The organism is Emticicia fontis, assembly GCF_054779675.1.
This window is the reverse complement of the sequence record NZ_BAAGXU010000052.1, coordinates 74,881-93,362: the sequence shown is the minus strand read 5'-3', so window position 1 is coordinate 93,362 and position 18,482 is coordinate 74,881. Positions and strand designations below refer to the sequence as shown.

The following is an 18,482-nucleotide window of genomic DNA, read 5'->3' as shown; positions in this document are numbered from 1 at the left end:
TTATAAAATTATAACAAATTTTTAAAACAGAAAAACTGAATAGACTAATGCCACCAAAGCTCAGGCTGACGGTTGTTGAGCCAGATTGTCTGAATCTTGGTATCCGGAAACCATCGCACTATCCTCTGGCAAAAAGGTAGTCACCGTAGCGTCTACCTTTTCTGATGCCGTTTCTGTGGCTGGTTCTTTGTCTCTTCTAACAAATCCCCAAAAACCCGGATACCACTTTTTCCATTCTTCCATTTCAGTAATTTTATATCCCGACTAAGCATCCCCTAAATTTCCGACTTAGAATTGTGTTTTGAAAGTAATCAGGAAGGTTTCTGGTAAAATCATACTATTGTATAGTTCTTGGCGCCCGCTCCTTTTTTACAGAAAAAAAGACGCTATAAGCCATTAATTTTTTATTCTTGTGCATTCATAAAGCATGATTTAAAGAAATATTAGTAAAATCTAAATCATTCTTGAAAAACATCAAAAACTTGTTTTAATTTGCCCAAAACTTTTTCAATTAAACTCATTCGGATAGTCATGCTACAAAATCTTAAACTAGATACAACGGCAGAAAAGAATATCAAAACCTGGCTGAAAGGCAGGTATGATGAAGAAACCAAAACTGCTATTCAGAAACTTATTGCTGATAATAATGCTACGCAATTGACAGATTCTTTCTACAAAAATCTGGAGTTCGGAACAGGCGGTATGCGTGGCGAAATTGGTGTAGGGTCTAACCGTATGAACAAATATACCGTTGGCGCGGCTACGCAAGGTTTAGCAAATTATCTGAACAAAGCGTTTCCGGATCAGGAGATAAAAGTAGCCATTGCACACGATAGCCGTAATTTTTCACCAGAATTTGCACGTGTAGCAGCCGATATTCTTTCAGCCAATGGCATTACAGTTTATTTGTATAAAGAACTTCGCCCTACGCCACAACTGTCATTTACGGTGCGTCAGTTGGGCTGCCAGAGCGGTATCGTTATCACGGCTTCACATAATCCGAGAGAATATAATGGTTATAAGGTGTATTGGGTAGATGGCTCACAAGTTGTAGCGCCACACGATAAAAACATTGTAGCAGAAGTAAATGCGATTACGAATGTAAAAGACATCAAGTTTAAAGGTGTAAAGAAACGCATCAAAATGATTGGTGAAGTGCTGGATAAGGCTTATCTGAAAGCAGTAAAAAGCATTTCGGTGAATCCGCGCATGATTAAGCGCCAGTCTGACCTGAACATTGTTTTCTCTTCTATTCATGGTACAGGAATCACGATGGTGCCAAAAGCATTGGCACAATTAGGCTTTACCAATGTGAATATTGTGGAAGAACAGGCAACACCAGATGGAAACTTCCCGACTGTGGTTTATCCAAACCCTGAAGAACAGGAAGCGATGAGTCTGGCATTGAAAAAAGCACAGGCAACCAATGCAGATTTAGTAATTGCTACCGACCCTGATGCCGACCGTGTGGGTATGGCAGTAAAAGATCCGAAAGGCGAATGGCAGTTATTAAATGGGAATCAGGCGGCAAGTTTGATTATTTATTATTTGTTGAAAGCGTGGAAAAAAGCTAAAAAACTGACAGGTAAAGAGTTTGTAGCCAAAACCATTGTTACCACAGATTTGATTGATGAAATGGCAGCTAAAGCAGGAGTAAATTGCTATAATACTCTGACAGGCTTCAAATATATTGCACAGGTTATCCGTGAATTGGAAGGTCAGCAAACCTTTATCGGTGGTGGTGAAGAAAGTTATGGCTACCTGATTGGTGATAAAGTGCGTGATAAAGATGCCATTGCCAGTTGTGCTATGATTGCTGAATTGACAGCCTTTGCCAAAGATCAGGGCATTAGCTTGTTCGATTTCTTAGCAGAAATGTATCAGAAAAACGGTTTCTATTATGAAGGCTTGATTTCGTTGACCAAAAAAGGCAAAACCGGAGCAGAAGAAATCCAACAGATGATGGTTGATTTCAGAGCGAAGCCGCCGAAGAGTCTGGCAGGTTCAAAAGTTATCCGCATGGATGATTATAAGGCTTTGACAACTACCGACTTGAAAACGGGCGAAACCAAGGATATTCCATCAGGCAAGATGGGAATTGAATCATCAAATGTATTGCAATTCTTCACGGCCGATGGCACCAAGTTTACCTGTCGCCCATCAGGAACTGAGCCTAAAATCAAATTCTATGTAGGGGTAAGAGCCAAATTGAAAAAGAAAGACGAATTTGATGCCACATTAGCCTCTTTAAAAGAAAAAGTAAAAACCATTCAGGCAGAACTGAATCTGGTGTAACTGAGAAAGAGCACAGGACGTCCGGTTTATTAATAAACCGGACGTTTTTCTTTTATAAGTACACTCTTTGATTTATTTCTCTACTTCTTTATCTCCATTCAGGTCAATTGGTACATAAATTGCTACGTCAAGAGGGTAAACGATTAACAAATAGTAGGTACTGCTTTCAGACTTTCATTTTAAAATGTATTTTTACATCACAAGGTTAACCTATTTTAATCTACTAATTTCGCTGATGCCAAAGCCACTTTTAATAATTGTTTTGATAGGTTTATTCGTCAATACTACTACTTATAGTCAAAAGACAGATACTCCACAAAAAATAAACAACTTCAAAGCAAAAATTGCCCGTATCGAAATTGCTGGTCGTGATATGCCTCCACAGGAAAATTATCATGTTGATTATGATAATAACGTACTGGAATTTGAATTTTCAGCCACTCCTTTACAACCTAATCTAAGCTATAAGTATCGTATTATTGAAAATAGTTTTGAAGGGGCTAAACCTTCAGCCTGGTTTTATACACCTAAAACAACGGTAAAAGTTGATAGCCTAAAACCTGCGGTATATCACTTTGAACTGGTAGCGCTGGATGCAACAAAGAAAGAAAGCCAGCCCGCCATTGTTGAGTTTAAAATAGAGTATCCCTGGTGGCGCTCTTGGTGGTTCTGGGGTTCGTGTTTTATTACCTTGTTTGGTCTGTTTTATGGTCGCGAGCGTTTCCTGAAATTCTGGTCGGATGAAGAACAGAGACACCACCGCCAGGTGACAGAACTTGAATTACGTACCTTGCAGTTACAGATGAACCCGCACTTTGTATTTAATGCACTAAATGCCGTACAAAGTTTTATCCTGAACCGTGATACCATTTCTGCCAATAATTATTTATCAAAATTCGCCAATCTGATTAGGCTCTTTCTCGATTCGTCGCGTAGTAAATATATTACCATTGCCGATGAGATAAAGCTATTGAGCCTGTACATTGAAATAGAGATGTTACGTTTTGAGAATAAATTTGAGTTTCATCTCAACGTGGCCTCTGATGTAAATCGTTTTGTTGAAATTCCGACCATGATTTTACAGCCTTTTATCGAAAATGCGATTAATCATGGCTTGCGGTATAAAGAAACCAAGGGGAATTTATACATGAGTTTTTTTACTCAGGGAAAATACCTGGTATGCAGAATAGAAGACGATGGTGTAGGCCGTGAAAAGGCCAAACAGATTCAGTCAAAATCAAGGAAGGGCTACAAATCACAGGGTCTGAAAATTACGGAAGAGCGCCTGCAAACCTTTAATTTGATTAATGATGCAGACATCCATTTTCTTGTTGAAGACCGTTTAAAACCGCCTTATGAACCGGGAGTCGATATTGGCACTACAATTGAAATTAAATTTCCAAAATTTGGTTAATTTGGAATGTTTCTTTTCTTTTGTACCGAGTAAATATCCCTCTCCCTATACATATAAAATAGTAGTAATAAAAATTTGTGTGGCTATTGGCATGGTTGCTATGGCTGGTGCCAATCTTATTGACAGTAGAGTAAACTTGTAAACAAATCCTTTTTATGTATAAGGCTATTATAGTTGATGACGAAAATCGAAGTGTTGAAACCTTAAGCAGTATTATTTACCTGTTCTGTTCTACAGAAATCGAGGTGATTGGTACGGCTAATTCAATACAAGAGGCTTATCAACTGATTCAGGAAAAATCGCCCGATATTGTTTTTTTAGATGTGGAGATGCCTCACGGCAGCGGTTTTGACCTGTTAGAGAAATTCACCAACCCGAAATTTGAAGTTATTTTTACTACCGGATTCGACCATTATGCCGTTACGGCCATTAAATTCAGTGCTTTAGATTATCTGTTAAAACCGATAAATATTGAAGAGCTTAAGCAAGCAATTGCCAAAGCCAAAGAACGTATTGAAAAGAAAAACAGCCAGCAGAATTTTGACCATCTGATTCAGAATCTGCGTAATCCACGCGACAAAACGAATAAAATACCTCTTCCTATACTCAATGGTTTTCAGTTTGTGCCTGTTAATAATATCATTTATTGCGAGGCAGACGAAGATTATACGCATATTTATCTGAATGATAATACTAAAATAACCGTCTCTAAGAGCATCAAAGACTTTGAAGACCTATTGGCTAATTACGATTTCTTCCGTATTCACCATTCTTTCCTTGTCAACCGGGATTATATAAAGAGATATACTAAAGGGGAAGGCGGAACTATCACCACCGAACAGGGTACAGAGTTACCGGTTTCACGCCGTCGTAAGTCGGAGTTTCTTGAGTGGTTAAGTAATATTTAGTTTCTGGAGCACAAGCCCTTTTCTTTATTAGCATAAATGTTTCTAAATTATTATTAATTTTATTGACAACGAATTAAAATCTGGCATACTTTTTATACCTATTTCAGGTGCAGAGGCAACCGTTTCTGCACCTTTTTTTTCGCAATTTCTTTCCAAATTTTCTATTTTTAAACGTATCCGTTTAATCATTTTTTCTTGGAATTATCAAAAAAAAACACCCATTTATGCAAATGTAATTTCTCGTATCACTTTTCTAACTTCGCAAAAAGTTCGATTATTTAAGTTTATCTGCCACTTATCTAATTTATCCTGCCACTTACCGAATCGTAGTTGTAATAGTTATACGTCGAAATTAACTTGCTATAAAATTCAACAATTTTAAAGCTTTCCTTATAATGAATAAGCTGATTTACAAGACTCCGTTCAGCCCGGAAGGGTTTACGGTCGTCCAAAATGTGGAAAGCCAAGCTACCGGAGCTAATATGTCCATGCGGGTTGCTGGCAAGCGTAACATGGTTAAGCTCGGTGATATCTTATACTTGAAGAGTGCAAAAAATTATACAATTTTTAAGCTTGCTGATGGTAGAGAGATTATTAGTTCTAAAACGTTGAGAATCTTTGAAGAAGAGCTTGACGAGATAACTAATTTTGTAAGACTACACCGTTCGTACATCATCAATTTAGAACACGTAAAGGATTTATATTTCAATTGCCGTGGAGGTGAGGTTCTGATTCATGATGAGAAAATTATTATTTCAAGAAGAAAGGCTGCCGAGTTCCGTCGTAAGTACAGAAGATTCTTACGTACCACCGGACAGAATGTTACTTCTACAATTAAACTGAAGACAACAATACGAATGGCCTAAGTGCCTTCGCAAGAATATTTTTTACTTTTTGGGTTACGATAATAGAGTGCTGGCTAATCTGGCACTTTATTTTTTTATAGGCCTGTCAAACTTTTCTACGCTCTAAAATCTTTCTGCGAAAACAACATCTTACAGGAGAGTACATGAGGATTTTTATAAAAAATTGTTGAATTTTGTATCGATACCAGAGTAGATATAAATATTTCTATACCGACCGCACGGATGTCTTCCCGCGTCAAAAGATACAATTGAAAGCTACTCTTACACATTATACCGTAACAAATTATTCTATAAAAGCATGGAAAATACCCTAACATTCAAACATGTTAGCTACCTATGGGATGACAACAAAGCCGCAGAATTAGCCAATAATGAAGTTGATTTATTTATCTATCGCTCTAATCTTTTAGGAGCCGACTTAAGATTGACCAACTACGCCGGTGGAAATACATCTTGTAAAATCACAGAAACTGACCCATTAACAGGCGAGCCTGTTGAAGTGATGTGGGTAAAAGGTTCTGGTGGTGATATTGGTACACTTACCAAAAAAGGGTGCGCTAACTTGTACGTCGACAGATTGCACGCCTTGAAAAAACGTTATCGCGGCTTAGCCTTTGAAGACGAAATGGTAGGTTTATTTGACCATTGCTTGTTTGACCCGAAATGCGCGGCCCCTTCTATTGATACACCTCTACATGGCTTACTTCCATTCAAACATATTGATCACCTACACCCTGATGCCTTGATTGCCATTGCTGCCAGCAAAGATGGCGAGCAGATCATGAAAGAAATCTGGGGAGATACCATTGCCTGGTTGCCTTGGCAGCGTCCGGGTTTTGACTTGGGCTTGAAGCTGGAAGAAACTGTTAAAAGCAATCCGAATCTAAGAGGGGTAATTTTAGGTGGTCATGGCTTGTTTACCTGGGGCGACACTTCTTATGAATCTTATATCAATACGCTAGAAGTCATAGAAATGGCTTCGGTATATTTGGAACAAAACTATGGCAAAAAACGCCCTGTTTTTGGTGGTGCGGTAAGAGAATCAAAGGCTGAAGCTGATCGAAAAACTGCCGCTGCTGAGGTAATGCCTACGCTTCGAGGTCTGGCCTCAAGTTATAGAAGAATGGTAGGTCATTTCACTGATGATGCCCGAGTGCTGGAATTTGTTAACTCAGCTGATTTGGAAAGACTGGCGCAAAAAGGCACTAGCTGCCCAGACCACTTCCTACGCACTAAAATCCGTCCATTGGTTTTAAAAGGAACTACAAAAGAAGAAATAGAGAAACAGTTTGAAGATTATAGAGCTGATTATGTGGCTTATTATGAGCGTTGCAAGCACTCGAATAGCCCTGCCGTAAGAGATACCAATCCTGTAGTAATCTTATATCCGGGTGTAGGTATGTTCTCTTTTGCGAAAGACAAACAAACAGCTCGCGTAGCAGCAGAATTTTACACCAATGCCATCAACGTAATGAAAGGTGCAGAGGCTATCTCTGAATACGTAGGTCTGAGTGAGCAGGAAGCCTTTAATATTGAATACTGGTTGTTGGAAGAAGCCAAACTACAAAGAATGCCTAAACCTAAATCATTATCTGGCAAAATTGCTTTTGTTACAGGTGGAACAGGTGGTATCGGCAAAGCGATTTGTGAAGAATTATTGAGAGAAGGTGCATGTATCATAGCGGCTGACCGTGACCGTCTGGAAGAAACTCAAACAGAACTACGCAAACAATTTGGCAAAGATGTGGTGCTTACAGTAGGCATTGATGTTACCCAATCAGAGCCAATTGCCGAAGCTCTTAAACAAGGTGTGCTACAATTTGGCGGGGTAGATATCGTAGTCAATTGTGCAGGATTATCTATTTCTAAACCATTGGAAGACCATACTCTAGCTGACTGGAATATTCTGCAAGATGTATTAGTAAAAGGTCAATTCCTGGTATCGCAGGAGTCTGTTAAGATTATGCGCCAACAAGGCCTGGATGGAGATATTGTAAACATCGCCAGTAAAAACGCACTCTTTGCAGGGCCAAACAATGTAGGTTATGGTACTGCCAAAGCAGCGCAGGCACACATGAGCCGCTTATTAGCTGCTGAATTAGGTAAAGATAAAATACGTGTCAATACGGTTAATCCTGATGCTGTATTGCGTGGTAGCAAAATATGGGAAGGCGAATGGGCAGAAGGTCGCGCCAAAGCGTATGGCATTAAGGTAGAAGACCTGCCTAAAATGTACGCTGCCCGTACGTTGCTGAACGAAGAAATATTAACAGAAGACATTGCCAAAGCCGTAAGAGTATTTGTAGACGGCAGCCTATCCAAATCAACCGGAAATATCCTGAATGTTGATGGTGGTGTAGCTGTGGCTTTTGTAAGGTAGTAGAATCTTCTATTAGACATAAAAGTTTTTTTACTTGTCCCCTCATTTTCAAGGAGGGGAAGCAAAATCCTGATAAAGTAGGATTTTGACGGGGGTGGTTAAATGGTTTAAAAATACTTTACGAAACCTTTAACCACTTCACCTCAAAACAATGAAAAATTGTTTTGAGGTACTACTGCTCAATGTGACGCTGCGCAGTAGTAATTGAAGAAAGTCTGAAAAGGTTTTTGCCCTTTAATATTATTCGAAAAAATGTACAAGTTACAACTTAACCCCAATGACAAGACACCCAAGTACAAGCAGATTGTGCGGTCTATCATTACGGATATAGATCGGGTAGTTTTAAAGAAAAACGAGCAGTTGCCCTCTATCAGTGAGTTGAGCGAGGAGTACTATCTGGCTCGTGATACAGTAGAAAAAGCCTATCGGGAATTAAAAGAGCAAGGGTTCATTACGGCAGTACAGGGTAAAGGCTTTTATATCAACGGCAAAGAGCATAATAAAATGAGAATCTTACTGATTTTCAATAAATTAAGCTCTTACAAGAAATTAATTTATTACGCTTTTCTAAGAGGATTAGGCGATAAGGCTTCGGTTGATTTGCAGATTCATCATTATAATGCCCGCATTTTCGACGAAATCATTGATCAAAGCTTAGGCAAATATAATTATTATGTAATTATGCCCCATTTTTTTCCTGAAACTGAAAAGCCCGCAGCCTTAAAAACAATAGAGAAAATTCCTGCTGAAGAGTTAGTTATTCTGGACAAAGATTTACCCGACTATCAAAAGCCTGTATTGAGTGTTTATCAGGATTTTGAAAATGATATTTTTGATGCATTAGAGTCTGCCAATGATCTGCTCGAAAAGTATGAACGAATGGTGTTGATTTTTCCGAGTGATGGCAACTATCCCAAAGAAATTGTAAAAGGTTTTCGCTTTTTCTGTATAAATTCTAATAAAGAATATACCATTAAAGAAAACGCTTTCGACGAAATCCCGCAGCCTAAAACAGCTTATGTTGTAGTAGAAGAAACAGACCTTGCCGAGTTAATCAAAAAAACCCGACAGACTAACTACGAAATAGGGCAGGATATCGGCATCGTCTCTTTCAATGAAACTACTTTAAAAGAATTACTTGAAATAACGGTTATTACCACCGACTTTGAAACAATGGGGCGCACAGCCGCAGCTTTGTTGTTGGATAAAAAACAGATCAAGGTAAAAAATCCGTTCTATATTATCAGGCGAAAGAGCCTTTAACCCTAAAACCTATACAAACATGCTCACTACTGATATTATTCAAGACCATAATAAAACCTTAGAGGCTGACCATCAGTTTAAATTAGCTTATATCAGCGAACTACTCGACCGTAAAGGTATTGATGCCCAAAGCATCATCGAGAAAATAAAGGCTTTTCAGGTAGCTATCCCAAGCTGGGCTTTGGGTACAGGAGGTACACGCTTCGCACGTTTTCCAAGTGGTGGCGAGCCTCGCAATCTGGAAGAAAAAATTGAGGATGTAGGTTTAATTCACAAACTAAACGGTTCGTCTAACTCAATCTCTTTACATATTCCCTGGGATATTCCGTCTGATGCCACTGCCATCAAACAATTATTGAAAGCGAATCAACTGACAATTGACTCAGTTAATTCTAATACTTTCCAAGACCAGAAAGACCAGCCTTTTTCTTATAAATTCGGCTCATTGTCTCATACCCAAGCCGATAGCAGAAATCTGGCTATTGAGCATAACATTCAATGCGTTGAATACGGCAAGCAACTGGACTCAAAAGTATTGACAGTCTGGTTAGCAGATGGCTCAAACTTCCCGGGTCAGTCCCACTTCCGTAAAGCATACCAACGTACAGCAGATTCATTGGCGACTATTTATGAAGCCATGCCTTCTGACTGGACCATGTTGATTGAATACAAGCCTTACGAGCCGTTTTTCTACTCAATGGTGATTCCTGATTGGGGTACCTCCTATTCGCTGTGCCAGCAAATCGGCAAAAATGCACAGGTATTGGTCGATTTAGGTCATCATTTACCAAATACTAATATCGAGCAAATTGTGGGACGACTCATGCACTTCGGACGTCTGGGCGGCTTCCACTTCAATGGCTCTATGTATGGCGATGATGATTTGACAACCGGAAGCATCAAACCTTATCAGTTCTTCCTGATTTTCAATGAACTGGTAGATGGTATGCAAGACCCGAATGTAAAAAATCCGCCATTAGCCTGGATGATTGACGCCAGTCATAATACTAAAGACCCTATCGAAGACTTATTACAGTCAGTTAATGCTATTTTATTTACCTATGCCAAAGCTTTATTGGTAGATAGAGTTGCCTTAGCTGATGCACAAGAAAATAATGATGTTGTAAAGGCTGAGGAATTGCTAAGAGATATTTTCTTTACCGATGTGAGAGCCTTGGTATCAGAAGCGAGCCGTCAGGTAGGTGGCGCGCTTGACCCGGTAGCTACTTTCCGCCATACCAAAGTACGTGAGGGTCTGGTGGAGAAAAGAGGTAAATTCAGCGTAGCTACAGGTCTGTAAAATTGATATCTAAATTTTTCATGTAAAATATCATCTGGTCTTGTCTTTCTTTGCAAAACTTGATGTTATTTTGCATGGACAGTTTAATCTACTCACCCGACTATTCATCTGATGAAAAAACTCCTGACCCTTTTTATTGTATTATGTTTCCCAGTACTGGCTTTCTCACAATTGCAGACAGTAGACCAGAAAGAATGGAAGCAATTATTTAATGGAAAAAACCTTGATGGCTGGCAGCCAAAAATCAGAAACCATGCTTTGAATGATAATTTCGCCAACACCTTCAGAGTAGCCGATGGAATGATGCAAGTGCGTTATGATGGCTACACTTCCTTCAACGAGATGTTCGGACATATTTTCTACAAAGACAAATACTCTTATTACCGAATAGCTACCGAATATCGTTTTGTAGGCGAACAAGCCACTGATGGTCCGGGTTGGGCAACACGCAATAGCGGTATCATGATTCATTGCCAGGCACCTGAAACAATGGGCAAAGATCAGGATTTCCCGATCTCAATTGAAGTACAGTTGTTGGGAGGTCTAGATAAAGGTAAACGTACTACCTGTAACCTTTGTACACCAGGTACAAACGTATTTTATCAGGATAAACTTGATAAACGCCACTGTATTAACTCTACCTCACAAACTTATAATGGCGACCAATGGGTTCGCGCAGAAGTATTAGTTTTAGGAGATTCGTTGATTCAGCACTTTATAAATGGTGAGAAGGTATTGGAATATACTAAAACTCAAACCGGTGGTGGAAATGTCAGTGGACACGACCCAAGCCTAATGGTAGAAGGCAAATCGTTAAGTGAAGGTTATATCTCACTCCAAAGCGAAAGCCATCCGGTTGATTTCCGTAAAGTAGAATTATTGAATCTTTGCGGTTGTACAGACCCTAAAGCAAGCAATTATAAGTCTTACTACGTGAAATCGGACAATAAGACTTGCGAGTATAAGAAGAAAAGAAAGAAATAGATTAACTAGACCCCGCCCCAACCCTCCCCAACAATGGGGAGGGAGTTAAAGTCCCCTTCCCCACTGTTGGGGAAGGGTTAGGGATGGGGTTATTCTGAATATCACTTTTTAAATCATGAAAGTAGCCCTGTTTGTTCCATGTTATGTTGATCAGTTTTACCCGAATGTAGGGATTAATACCTTACAGTTGCTGGAAAAACTGGGTGTAGAAGTAGCTTATCCGACCCAGCAAACCTGTTGCGGGCAACCGATGGCGAATAGTGGCTGTGAACAGGACTCTAAAGAAGTGTATCATCATTTTGTAGATACCTTTGCAGATTATGATTATATCGTGACACCCTCAGGCAGTTGTACCTATCATGTGCGCAAACACTACGATATAATCGACCAGACACCTGCCGTACAAAAGGTACGTAAAGGTGTTTATGAACTGGTTGATTTTCTGGAAAACGTATTGAAAGTAGAAGAGATACCTGTCGATTTCCCTCATAAAGTAGGTTTGCATTTAAGTTGCCATGGACAAAGAGGGCTTCGCCAAGCCAATGCCTCTGAAATAACAGGCGATAAGGGCGGACAGATTCTGACCTTACTCAAAAAACTGAGAGGCATAGAAATTACTCAACTGGAACGCAATGATGAGTGCTGTGGCTTCGGTGGTTCTTTTTGTATCACAGAAGAAGCCGTGTCGGCCCGTATGGGACAAGATAGAATTTCCGATCATGTGCGCCACGGAACGAAAGTACTGACAGGAGGAGATATGTCTTGCCTGATGCACCTGGAAGGAATTGTAAAACGGCAACAAGTGCCGATAAGAGTGATGCACATTGCAGAAATTTTGAACGGAAGCCAACCATGAACCACCCTGCCCTGGCCGAAAAATTTGCCAAAGATTTTAATAGAACTACCTGGCATGACGAAACACTTTGGTTTGTCCGTCAGAAAAGAGATAGAGCGGTCTACCCTATTCCTGAGTTTCAGGAATTGCGTCTGCTTGCTTCTCAAATCAAAGACCATACGCTAAGTAATCTGGATAATTACCTGATTCAGTTTGAAGAAAACGCTAAGAAAAACGGCGTGACAGTACACTGGGCAGCTGATGGCGATGAGCATAACAGAATCGTATTGGATATTATCCGGAATGCGCCTCACATAAAAGGCAAAACGGGGCCAATCAGGATGGTAAAAAGTAAGTCGATGCTGACAGAAGAATGCCATCTGAATCCGTTTCTACAAAAAAATGGCGTTGAGGTAGTAGATACAGATTTAGGCGAGCGCATTGTACAGTTCAGAAACGAGCCCCCTAGTCATATTGTAATGCCTGCCATCCACCTTAAAAAGGAAGACGTGGGCGAAACCTTTCACGAGCATTTAGGCACACCTAAAGGAGAGAAAGACCCGCAGGCTCTTACAGAAGCGGCCCGCCAACATCTCAGACAAAAATTCGTAGAAGCTGATATTGCCCTGACGGGTGTAAACTTTGCAGTAGCTGAAACAGGCAGCTTTGTGGTCTGTACCAATGAGGGCAATGCTGATTTAGGTGTCAATCTGGCCAATGTACATATTGCCTGTATGGGTATGGAAAAACTCATTCCCAAGGTAGAGCATTTGTCAGTCTTTATTCGAATGCTGGCGCGTAGTGCTACCGGGCAGCCCGTTACTACCTATACTTCACATTTTACGAAGCCAGCTGATGGCAAAGAAATGCATATTGTGATAGTAGACAATGGCCGTACCCAACAATTAGGCCGCCCTGATTTCAGAAACTCGTTGAAATGCATTCGTTGCGGAGCTTGTATGAATACGTGTCCTGTCTACCGCCGTAGTGGTGGGCATAGTTATGATTTTACAGTGCCGGGGCCAATTGGGGCTATTTTATCGCCTAATATTGATTTACATAAATATAGCTCTCTTCCATTTGCCAGCACGCTTTGTGGCTCCTGCTCTGATGTATGTCCGGTGAAGATTGATATTCATGTTCAGCTCTATAAATGGCGTCAGGTGGTATCGAAAGAAAACGAACTACCCGCAGCCAAGAAATGGGGAATGAAGGGCTTAGCCAAAATGCTGGCTATGCCGCGAGTATATAATATAGGCGGAAAACTAGCCAGAAAAGCTTTGCGTATCTTGCCCCATGGTATGACACACGCTAAAAGCCTGAATCCCTGGGCCATTGCACGAGAATTACCCGATGCTCCCAAACAAAGCTTTAAGGAGTGGTATAGTAAAAACAAAAAGTCCTGATAGCCGATGAGTAGCAGAGAAAAAATATTAGCCAGTGTCAAAGCCAATAAACCTGCTTTGATTGAAATGCCCGTGATTCCGGTATTTGAAGGAGACAGCAGCATTGAACGATTCAAAACGGTTTTAACAGGTATCGGTGGCCATGCCGTTGAGGTAGAAAGCAAAGCCGATTGCCAGCAAGTAATTGATACGCATTATTCTGATTTAAAGAATGTGGCTTCAAAACTCGTAAAAGCAAGTGTTACCATAGATACTACTACTTCCAAAGAAGTATTAGAGCAAGTAGATTTGGCAGTAATTGATGGTTTAATCGGCGTAGCCGAAAACGGTGCCATCTGGGTACCGGAAACGAATATGATTAACCGCGCCCTACCTTTTATTACCCAACATCTGGTTCTGGTTCTTGACAAAAAGAATCTGGTAGCCAATATGCACGAGGCCTATAAAAAACTGGATACCATCGGCAATTACGGCGCCTTTATCGCCGGCCCTTCTAAAACAGCAGATATTGAGCAAGCATTAGTGATTGGTGCACATGGCGCACGGAGTATGATGGTAATTTTATATTAAATAATGCCTTTCTGTTCAAAATTAAAACAGATTTGCTTGTACCCGTGTTCGGTGAATGCAACGGTTCGCCATCGCAATCACCGCCTAAGAAAACAAAGGTTTTTAATTTAAAGCCCGACTTAAGTCGGGCGTGTATGAAAAAAATATCCGTTGTTTTCTTAGACATCCAATTCTATTGGGTGAATCGGCGAATCTGTAAATCAGCGAAAATGCTACTCCTTAGGCTTCGCCTTCGCCTTATCAATAACCGCCTCAGCCGAACTCACCGCCATAATCCCAAAGAAACCTACCGCCTTCTTCGTTGATTGGGAATTATAATTCAGAATATTAGTTGGCAAATTAGACAGTGGCGTGGCAAAAAGCCCACCGTTTGATGACACCTGCTGTACAATCTGCAAATAATAAAACTGCTCTTTGGTAATTGAATATAAATCGACTGTAAGGGTATCTTTATCAGAATATAATTCGCCACCTAAAGACTGGCGGATTGGCAAAATAAAGAGTAAACCATCTGTTTTTGAACCCGGACTGAAGCCGGCATCATAGGCCACACTAATCTGAGTCGATTTATTGAAGTATTTATGATTCTTAGCCGATTTTATCCAGTAGCAATCGCCTTCTCCTTCAAAATCATGCGCATAGAATTGCGGCTGAAAACCCTCTTGTGGGCCATTATCAGGTTTTATCGGAAACTTCTCTACTGCATAATTAATCGAGTCGATTTTAGGTACTCTATTGAGCTTTGACAAGGATACATATTCTTCTCCCGCATATTTAACATATAGTACATACTGCTTGCCTACTTTAGCCAAAGGTTTAGTTGTGCCGTCATAGATATAGTTGCCATCATTCTTGATGTCTACAAAATCATGCGCCACGCTGTCTTCATCAAATACGGTTACGGTTGCACCCAGGGCAGGTTTTACAGGAGTATTATCAAAATAGGCTTGCGAGAGCGTAAGTTTGATCGTTTGCTTTTCAGCTTTACTGGTAATCAGGGCATCAACCGCTAATTGTGAAACACCCTCCTGCACATTAATATCTACCACATCTTCGCACGAAAAAAGCGAGACAGAGACAAAAAGAGTAATAAATATACTTAAAAATCTATTTTTCATTGCTTGTATCATGTTATAGTGTCGGATTTGTCAGAATTTGAAATTATAGGTTACCGCCGGAATAATTGTTCCGAAAACGGCATAGCGAACTGCCTCCGTCTTGGTCTGGTCATTTTCATTCTGACGAACGAATACCGAGAAAGGATTACGACGATTATAGACATTATAAATCGAGAAAACCCATTCACTCGTTCCGCGCTTAAAGAAAGCGTGTTTGTTTTGTCGGGTAGCTGATATATCCAAACGGTGCGAAGCCGGAATACGGTAGGTGTTGCGGGTGTCGTAATAATTATGTGGTAATGCTATATCCTGCCACACAAACTTATTGGTCGGGAAGCTAGCCGGAGTACCCGTACTAAAGGTAAAGTTGGTCGAGAAAGTCCATGTTTTGTTCAAATCATAGATACCAACAATGGCAATATTATGAGTCTTATCAATTCTGCTCGGAAACCATTGATTCAGATTCAATCCGGCGATTTTTCTTTCGGTGCGAGCCAGCGTATAGCTTATCCAGCCATTAAATTTACCTTTGGTTTTCTTGGCATAAAACTCTGCGCCATAGGCTCTGCCATCACCAAACAATAAATCTCCCTCCACACTCGGATTCAGCAATAAATCTGCATTACGGATATAATCAATCTGATTATAGAGCTTTTTATAATAAACCTCAACCGAGGTTTCATACATATTATCATCAAAATTATGGAAATAACCTAAGGCAAACTGATCGGCTAGCTGAGGTTTAATGTTATTACTACTCGGTGTCCAGACATCTAATGGAGAGGATGCGGTGGTATTAGATAATAAATGCAGGTATTGAGCTAAGCGATTATAGCTCAGCTTAATGGAATTATTCTCGCCCAAACCTATATTGGCTGCAAAACGAGGCTCAAAATTGCCATATTTCTTGATTGATTTCCCCCAGTTAAAAGGTGTACTGTTTACCACTGGCCGGCGCTCTCCTTCGGCTGGTGCTTCTCCTAATTCCAAGGCATTCCCTTTTCCCAGATAATCATATAGAGAATAACGCAAACCATATTGTAAGGAAATCTTAGAATTGATTTTCTGCTCATTGCCTATATACAAAGCTGATTCTGATGCAAATTTATCATCTAAACCAATAGCTCTTTCAATCCCTCCTGAAATAGCTACCGCCTGTCCCGGATTAAAGGTATAATAAGTTAATTGTCCACCAAAAGTGATGGTATTGTTGGCATTCGGGTAATAGGTAAAATCTGGCTTGATACTATAGGTAATAATATTCGATTTCCAACGGAAGGCGTCTTGCGTATTCTTCTTTTTTAAATCAGACTGCAACGCATAATCGTAGTTACTATAGAAAATGGTATTGTTCAGGAATAATTTATTATTGAATACGTGATTCCAACGTAGACTGGTGGTAGCATTTCCCCAATTAAATCCAAAATCCGCTCCGAAAGTATCTCTTCCAAAATAACCAGACAGAAAGAGCGTGTTTTTATCATTTATCCGCACATTGCCTTTCGCTGTGAAATCATAGAAATAGAAACGTGACCCTTTTAAATCGTCTTTCAGGAAAGGTTTCGCCAGAATGTCGATATATGAGCGACGAAGCGCCACAATAAAAGAACCCTTATCTTTAAAGATAGGTCGTTCATAAGTAAAACGGGAGAAAATACTACCAATGCCACCCGAAAACTGTGGTTTCTTGGCATTTCCCTCTTTCATCCGCACATCTAATATAGACGAAACACGCCCACCATATTGTGCTGGAATACCTCCCTTAATCAATTTCACATCTTTTACGGCATCAGGATTAAAAACTGAAAAGAAACCAAATAAGTGAGAGGAATTATAAACAGGCGCTTCATCCAATAATACAAGGTTCTGGTCAATTCCACCACCACGAACATTGAAACCAGAAGTTCCTTCTCCAACAGAAGTAACACCTGGCAGATACTGGATACTCTTAATAATATCTACTTCGCCTAATAAGGCAGGCATTTTCTGAATGGTCTTGATGTCTACTTTATTGACCGACATTTCCAGACTCTTTACATTCTCATCTGCTTTTTTGGTAGTTACTACCACCTCTTGCAAAACCTTCGAATCATCTTTTAATTCAATATCCAGTTTTTGATCCTGAGCTGACAAATCAACAGCTTTCAGCACTTTTTCATAACCTACATACGTAAACACTAAATTGTACTGGCCTTTGGGAAGCGTGAGCGAATAAAAGCCGTAAGCATTGGTAGTAGTACCCGTTTTTATCTCTTGTACATACACAGAAACGCCAATCAGGCCCTCGCCGTTGGCTGCATCTTTGATATAACCACTCACAGTAGCTTTTTCTTGGGCGTGTAGATGAGTAAACAAAAACGAACTCAAAATAAATAGGAGTATTCTTTTCATAAATTGTATTTTTTCAAGCAATTACCGTTGATAATAAATGTTTTATGTGGAAATAATAAAACAAAAGGAAGTTGGCTGCAAAACTATTAACGTTTACTCATGCCTGAAAGTTTTAATTGATAAAGCAGAATTTTTCGATGATGAACGTCAGTTCTATACGCGTAAAAATTGATGGGATGAATAGCAGCTCGTTGAAATCGTCTGGCAGTGTCATTTAAATTAACCCATAATGCATTTAGGATTTATTCATAGAAACTTTAGAGCGACTGAAACGGTCCGCTGTGCGGTCACCGTCTAAGGTCTATTATTACAATGCCAGACTTAAGTCTGGCATGAACTGTTCCTTTGTTATCTTAGACACCGACTTCAGTCGGTGAAACCAATGGAAGATTTTATCTAAATAAATTACGATAAAATGAAATCCTCTATTTTAGGGTTCCGGATCGTTTCGCCCATCATTCGGTAATTCAAAGATGGTGATGGTCGAAACTTTTTTACTGTCAGACTTGTGATTAATCTCCTGTTTATCACGCCACAATTCAGGCTGACGATTCTTAAGCCAGAATATCTGTGCCCTTACACTTGGCATTACCTCTCTGGTAGTTACTTTGGTAATCCGGAAACCATCGATATCTTCTGGCAAAAAGGTAGTCACCGTAGCGACTACCTTTTCTGATGTCATTTCACTAGATGATTCTTGTATCGGCTCCAGAACTACTTGCTGATAATTATAACCAACCGCCCTTTTATAA

At 40.0% G+C, this 18,482-nt stretch carries 14 protein-coding genes and 1 pseudogene; 11 read left to right on the top strand and 4 right to left on the bottom strand.

Annotation, left to right across the window (positions count from 1 at the left end):
* Window positions 1–60: 60 nt before the first annotated feature.
* Window positions 61–243 (bottom strand): hypothetical protein, encoded by a 183-nt coding sequence (locus ACYVFA_RS22585; RefSeq protein WP_460474136.1) that lies wholly within the window; start codon window positions 241–243, stop codon window positions 61–63.
* A gap of 288 nt (window positions 244–531) precedes the next feature.
* Here ACYVFA_RS22585 and ACYVFA_RS22580 point away from each other — a divergent pair, with 288 nt between their 5' ends.
* The 11 genes from ACYVFA_RS22580 to ACYVFA_RS22530 all read left to right on the top strand — a co-directional run bounded on the left by ACYVFA_RS22580 (window position 532) and on the right by ACYVFA_RS22530 (window position 14,221).
* Window positions 532–2,295, top strand: a complete 1,764-nt coding sequence (locus tag ACYVFA_RS22580; RefSeq protein ID WP_460474135.1) for a phospho-sugar mutase — start codon at window positions 532–534, stop codon at window positions 2,293–2,295.
* A gap of 235 nt (window positions 2,296–2,530) precedes the next feature.
* Entirely contained in the window at window positions 2,531–3,709 is a 1,179-nt protein-coding gene (locus ACYVFA_RS22575) for a sensor histidine kinase (RefSeq protein WP_460474134.1), read from the top strand.
* 155 nt (window positions 3,710–3,864) lie between these two features.
* Window positions 3,865–4,617 carry a LytR/AlgR family response regulator transcription factor gene (locus ACYVFA_RS22570; protein WP_460474133.1) on the top strand — a complete coding sequence of 251 codons (753 nt, stop codon included), beginning with the start codon at window positions 3,865–3,867 and terminating at the stop codon, window positions 4,615–4,617.
* A 455-nt stretch (window positions 4,618–5,072) separates the two neighbouring features.
* Entirely contained in the window at window positions 5,073–5,483 is a 411-nt protein-coding gene (locus ACYVFA_RS22565) for a LytR/AlgR family response regulator transcription factor (protein ID WP_460474132.1), read from the top strand.
* A gap of 298 nt (window positions 5,484–5,781) precedes the next feature.
* Window positions 5,782–7,863 carry a bifunctional aldolase/short-chain dehydrogenase gene (locus ACYVFA_RS22560; protein ID WP_460474131.1) on the top strand — a complete coding sequence of 694 codons (2,082 nt, stop codon included), beginning with the start codon at window positions 5,782–5,784 and terminating at the stop codon, window positions 7,861–7,863.
* A gap of 252 nt (window positions 7,864–8,115) precedes the next feature.
* Entirely contained in the window at window positions 8,116–9,126 is a 1,011-nt protein-coding gene (locus ACYVFA_RS22555; protein ID WP_460474130.1) for a GntR family transcriptional regulator, read from the top strand.
* 19 nt (window positions 9,127–9,145) lie between these two features.
* Window positions 9,146–10,426, top strand: a complete 1,281-nt coding sequence (locus tag ACYVFA_RS22550) for a TIM barrel protein (protein WP_460474129.1) — start codon at window positions 9,146–9,148, stop codon at window positions 10,424–10,426.
* 111 nt (window positions 10,427–10,537) lie between these two features.
* Window positions 10,538–11,410 (top strand): 3-keto-disaccharide hydrolase, encoded by an 873-nt coding sequence (locus tag ACYVFA_RS22545; protein WP_460474128.1) that lies wholly within the window; start codon window positions 10,538–10,540, stop codon window positions 11,408–11,410.
* 115 nt (window positions 11,411–11,525) lie between these two features.
* Window positions 11,526–12,266 (top strand): (Fe-S)-binding protein, encoded by a 741-nt coding sequence (locus tag ACYVFA_RS22540; RefSeq protein WP_460474127.1) that lies wholly within the window; start codon window positions 11,526–11,528, stop codon window positions 12,264–12,266.
* Entirely contained in the window at window positions 12,263–13,651 is a 1,389-nt protein-coding gene (locus ACYVFA_RS22535) for a lactate utilization protein B (protein ID WP_460474126.1), read from the top strand. Before ACYVFA_RS22540 ends, ACYVFA_RS22535 begins: the two co-directional genes overlap by 4 nt.
* A 6-nt stretch (window positions 13,652–13,657) precedes the next feature.
* Entirely contained in the window at window positions 13,658–14,221 is a 564-nt protein-coding gene (locus ACYVFA_RS22530; protein ID WP_460474125.1) for a LutC/YkgG family protein, read from the top strand.
* Window positions 14,222–14,433: 212 nt separating this feature from the next.
* Here the strand turns inward: ACYVFA_RS22530 and ACYVFA_RS22525 are convergent, their stop codons facing one another.
* The 3 genes and pseudogenes from ACYVFA_RS22525 to ACYVFA_RS22515 all read right to left on the bottom strand — a co-directional run.
* Window positions 14,434–15,339, bottom strand: coding sequence for a DUF4249 domain-containing protein (locus tag ACYVFA_RS22525; protein ID WP_460474124.1), 906 nt, complete (start codon window positions 15,337–15,339; stop codon window positions 14,434–14,436).
* 30 nt (window positions 15,340–15,369) lie between these two features.
* A complete protein-coding gene (locus ACYVFA_RS22520; RefSeq protein ID WP_460474123.1) occupies window positions 15,370–17,730 on the bottom strand; it encodes a TonB-dependent receptor in 2,361 nt (786 codons plus the stop codon).
* A 430-nt stretch (window positions 17,731–18,160) separates the two neighbouring features.
* Window positions 18,161–18,482: pseudogene (locus ACYVFA_RS22515) on the bottom strand (hypothetical protein); the annotation flags it as partial.

What these genes read in the sequence shown, in the direction of transcription:
- ACYVFA_RS22530 (WP_460474125.1), top strand. Translation starts at nt 13,658, where the DNA reads ATGAGTAGCAGAGAAAAAATATTAGCCAGTGTCAAAGCCAATAAACCT.
- ACYVFA_RS22520 (WP_460474123.1), bottom strand. Translation starts at nt 17,730, where the DNA reads ATGAAAAGAATACTCCTATTTATTTTGAGTTCGTTTTTGTTTACTCAT.
- ACYVFA_RS22525 (WP_460474124.1), bottom strand. Translation starts at nt 15,339, where the DNA reads ATGAAAAATAGATTTTTAAGTATATTTATTACTCTTTTTGTCTCTGTC.
- ACYVFA_RS22585 (WP_460474136.1), bottom strand. Translation starts at nt 243, where the DNA reads ATGGAAGAATGGAAAAAGTGGTATCCGGGTTTTTGGGGATTTGTTAGA.
- ACYVFA_RS22555 (WP_460474130.1), top strand. Translation starts at nt 8,116, where the DNA reads ATGTACAAGTTACAACTTAACCCCAATGACAAGACACCCAAGTACAAG.
- ACYVFA_RS22570 (WP_460474133.1), top strand. Translation starts at nt 3,865, where the DNA reads ATGTATAAGGCTATTATAGTTGATGACGAAAATCGAAGTGTTGAAACC.
- ACYVFA_RS22550 (WP_460474129.1), top strand. Translation starts at nt 9,146, where the DNA reads ATGCTCACTACTGATATTATTCAAGACCATAATAAAACCTTAGAGGCT.
- ACYVFA_RS22580 (WP_460474135.1), top strand. Translation starts at nt 532, where the DNA reads ATGCTACAAAATCTTAAACTAGATACAACGGCAGAAAAGAATATCAAA.
- ACYVFA_RS22535 (WP_460474126.1), top strand. Translation starts at nt 12,263, where the DNA reads ATGAACCACCCTGCCCTGGCCGAAAAATTTGCCAAAGATTTTAATAGA.
- ACYVFA_RS22540 (WP_460474127.1), top strand. Translation starts at nt 11,526, where the DNA reads ATGAAAGTAGCCCTGTTTGTTCCATGTTATGTTGATCAGTTTTACCCG.
- ACYVFA_RS22575 (WP_460474134.1), top strand. Translation starts at nt 2,531, where the DNA reads ATGCCAAAGCCACTTTTAATAATTGTTTTGATAGGTTTATTCGTCAAT.
- ACYVFA_RS22545 (WP_460474128.1), top strand. Translation starts at nt 10,538, where the DNA reads ATGAAAAAACTCCTGACCCTTTTTATTGTATTATGTTTCCCAGTACTG.
- ACYVFA_RS22560 (WP_460474131.1), top strand. Translation starts at nt 5,782, where the DNA reads ATGGAAAATACCCTAACATTCAAACATGTTAGCTACCTATGGGATGAC.